At 68.8% G+C, this 3812-nt stretch carries 2 protein-coding genes; both read right to left on the reverse strand.

The annotated features are described in order from the left end of the window. Positions 1–1344 (reverse strand): DEAD/DEAH box helicase (locus RI841_RS15205; RefSeq protein WP_310706476.1); only part of this gene is annotated, 1344 nt, incomplete at its 3' end. Continuing rightward, the coding region (gene purL / locus RI841_RS15210; protein ID WP_310706477.1) for a phosphoribosylformylglycinamidine synthase at positions 1344–3812 on the reverse strand (2469 nt) is incomplete at its 5' end. The genes purL and RI841_RS15205, both read right to left, overlap by 1 nt.

A 3812-nucleotide genomic window follows, 5' to 3' on the forward strand; every position in this document is an offset into this window, starting at 1 on the left:
AGCATGAGTGGCCGAGGTGTCATCCACCAGCCCCTGGCAGCGGCGGCCAAAGTGCTCGATCACCACTTCGCCGTCACGCTTGCCCCAGAAGAGGTTGGCGTGGCCACACTGGGGGCATTCGACCTGCACCGGCTCGCTATCGCTGGCCGGCTTCGGCGAGCCCACTTCTGGAGCATAGAGGTCCCAGGGGTTGCCGGCATAGTCGAGGATCAGGCAGTCGCGCTTGCCCGGCGAGAGACGCAGGCCGCGGCCGACGATCTGCTGGTAAAGACTCACCGATTCGGTGGGACGCAGGATGGCGATCAGGTCCACATGGGGGGCATCGAAGCCGGTGGTCAGCACCGCCACGTTGACCAGGTACTTGAGCCTGCGCGCCTTGAAGGCATCGATGAGCCGCTCGCGCTCGGTGGAGGGCGTCTCGCCGGTGACCAGTGCCGCCTCGCCCACCGGCAGATAGCCCAGAACTTCCTCGGCGTGGGCCACCGTGGCGGCGAACAGCATCACCCCTTGCCGTTCGGCAGCACGCGCCACCACCTCGGCGATGATCCCAGGCGTGGCGCGATGCCCCGCCGCCACCCGATTGAGGTCCTCCTCGCGGAACAGACCGCTCGAGCCGGGGACGAGCGACGAGAAGTCGTAGCGCTCGACAGCCGCATCGATACGCTTCGGCTGGGCGAGATAGCCCTGCTTGACCATCAGCCGCAGCGGCTGCTCGAAGACGCAGTCGCGAAAGAAACAGTCCGCCTCTCCTCGCACCATGCCATGGTGGTGACGGTGATAGATGAAGCCCTGTCCGAGCCGATAGGGGGTGGCCGTGAGGCCGAGGACCTTAAGGCGCGGGTTGGCCGCACGCAGATGGTCGATCACCTGCCGATAGCTGGCATCCTCCGCTGGCGAAACCCGATGGCACTCGTCGATCACCAGCAGGGTGAAGGAGCCGCGCGGATGGTCCGGCGCGGCGAAGCGTTCGAGGTTGCGCACTACCGACTGCACCGAGCCGAACACCACCTGGCGACCGCTCTCCTTGCGCCCCAGGCCGGCACTGAAGATATCGGCATCGAGGCCGTAGGCCAGGTACTTGGCGTGGTTCTGCGCCACCAGCTCGCGCACGTGGGCCAGCACCAGCACCCGCCCCCGGGCCAGGCGGGCCAGCTCGGCGATCACCAGCGACTTGCCACTGCCGGTGGGCAGCACCACCACCGCCGGATCGCTGGAGCTGCGGAAATGCGCCACGACACGCCGCACTGTCTCCTGCTGGTAGGAGCGCAGGGCAGGCAATACGGGGGCCGAAGACGCGGAAGGCGACCCTTGGGCCGCCTTACCATCATGCTGCCCGGGGGACATCAGCCCAGCCAGACACGCGCGTTGCGGAACAGGCGCATCCAGGCGCCGTCATGGGTCCACTCGGCGGGCCGCCAGGAGTTGGTCACCGCGCGCACGACCCGCTCGGGGTGCGGCATCATGATGGTGACCCGGCCATCGGGCGTGGTCAGGCCGGTGATGCCGGAAGGCGAGCCATTGGGGTTGGCCGGGTAGCGGGTGGTCACCTGGCCATGGTTGTCCAGGAAGCGCAGGGCGACCTGGCCACTGCCCTGGATGCCGCGCAGGTGGGCGCTGTCGTGGAACTCGGCACGGCCCTCGCCGTGGGCCACGGCAATGGGCAGGCGCGAGCCCTCCATGCCGGCCAGCAGGATCGACGGACTCTTTTCTACCTGCACCATGGAGACCCTGGCCTCGAACTGCTCGGACTCGTTGCGCACGAAGCGCGGCCAGGCCTCGGCCCCGGGGATCAGCTCGCGCAGCTGGGCGAGCATCTGGCAGCCGTTGCACACCCCCAGCGAGAAGCTGTCGTCGCGGTCGAAGAAGGCCGCGAATTGCTCCCGGGCGCGGGAATTGAACAGCACCGACTTGGCCCAGCCGCCGCCGGCGCCCAGCACGTCGCCGTAGGAGAAGCCGCCGCAGGCCACCAGGCCCTTGAAGGCCTCGAGGCTCACCCGTCCCTCGAGGATATCGCTCATGTGCACGTCGACGGCCTCGAAGCCGGCCCGGTCGAAGGCCCAGGCCATCTCCAGCTGGCCGTTGACGCCCTGCTCACGAAGCACCGCCACGGCCGGGCGGGCCGCGTTGACATAAGGGGCGGCGATGTCCTCGTCGACCTCGAAGGTCGGCTGGGCGGAGAGCCCGGGATCGCGACCGTCGAGCAGGCCGTCGAACTCGCTCTTGGCGCAATCGGCATTGTCACGCAGCGCCTGCAGACGGTAGCTGGTCTCGGCCCAGGTCCGCTCGGCCAGCAGCCGGGTGGTCTCCAGCAGCGGCTCCTCGAAGAGGGTCACGCGCACCTGGTCGTCGTAGCGAGGCCGGGCGATGACGCCACAGGTCTCGATACCGGCGGCGGCGAACTGGGCCAGCACCGCCTCGGTGTCCTTGCGGTTTACCTGGATGACCGCCCCGAGCTCCTCGGCGAAGAGCGCGTTGAAGGCGTCGACGGGCTCGTCGATCAGCCAGTCGAGCTTGATCTCGAGGCCCGCATGGGCGGCGAAGGCCATCTCCAACAGGGTCACCAGCAAGCCGCCGTCGCTGCGGTCGTGGTAGGCGAGCAGCGTGCCCTCGGCATTGAGCCCCTGGATCACGGCGAAAAACGCCTTGAGGTCCTCGGGGTCGTCCAGGTCCGGGCACTCGTTACCCACCTGGCCATAGACCTGGGCCAGCGCCGAACCGCCCAGGCGGTTCCGCCCGCCGCCCAGGTCAATCAGCAACAGGTCAGACTCGTCCTGCTCCAGGTTGATCTGCGGGGTCAGGGTCCGCATGGCGTCGCTGACGGGGGCGAAGCCGGTCACGGAGAGCGACAGCGGCGAGGTGACGCTCTTCTCCTCGACCTGCCCATCATCCGCGCCACTCTCCTCCTGCCAGGCGGTACGCATGGACATCGAATCCTTGCCCACCGGGATGGCGATGCCCAACGCCGGGCAGAGCTCCATGCCCACCGCATGGACAGCGTCATACAGGGCCTGGTTCTCGCCCGGGTGGTCCGCGGCGCTCATCCAGTTGGCGGAGAGCTTGATGTTGCCGAGCTTGTCGATGGGGGCGGCGGCCAGGTTGGTGATGGCCTCGGCCACCGCCAGACGGGCGCTGGCCGCCGGGTCGATCAGCGCCACCGGCGGCCGTTCGCCCATGGCCATGGCCTCGCCGGCATGGGTGTCGAAGCTGGCCGTGGTCACCGCCACATCGGCCACCGGCACCTGCCAGGGACCGACCATCTGGTCACGGGCCACCTGGCCAGTGATGGAGCGGTCGCCGATGGTGATCAGAAAGCTCTTGGAGGCCACGGCGGGGAGGCGCAGCACGCGGTCCATGGCCTCGCGCAGGTCGAGATTGTCGAGCATCACCCCGGAGAGCGTCTTGGCCCGGCGCTGGAACTCGCGCTGCATCTTCGGCGGCTTGCCGAACAGCACGCTCATCGGCAGGTCGACCGGCTGGCTCTCGAAGTGGCCGTCACGCACCTCCAGGTGGTGCGCCTCGGTCCCCTCGCCCACCACGGCATAGGGGCAGCGCTCGCGCTCGCACAGCGCCTCGAAGGTGGCGAGGTCCTCCGGCGCCACCGCCAGCACATAGCGCTCCTGGGCCTCGTTGCACCAGATTTCCAGCGGGCTCATGCCCGGCTCGGCGTTGGGCACGGCACGCAGGTCGAACAGGCCGCCGCGCTCGCCATCCTTGACCAGCTCCGGCAGGGCATTGGAGAGGCCGCCGGCGCCGACATCGTGGATGAAGCGGATGGGGTTCTCGCTGCCCAGCGCCCAGCAGCGGTCGATCAC

The sequence above is a fragment of the Halomonas sp. genome, assembly GCF_031581305.1.
In the GTDB taxonomy this organism is placed as follows: domain Bacteria; phylum Pseudomonadota; class Gammaproteobacteria; order Pseudomonadales; family Halomonadaceae; genus Halomonas.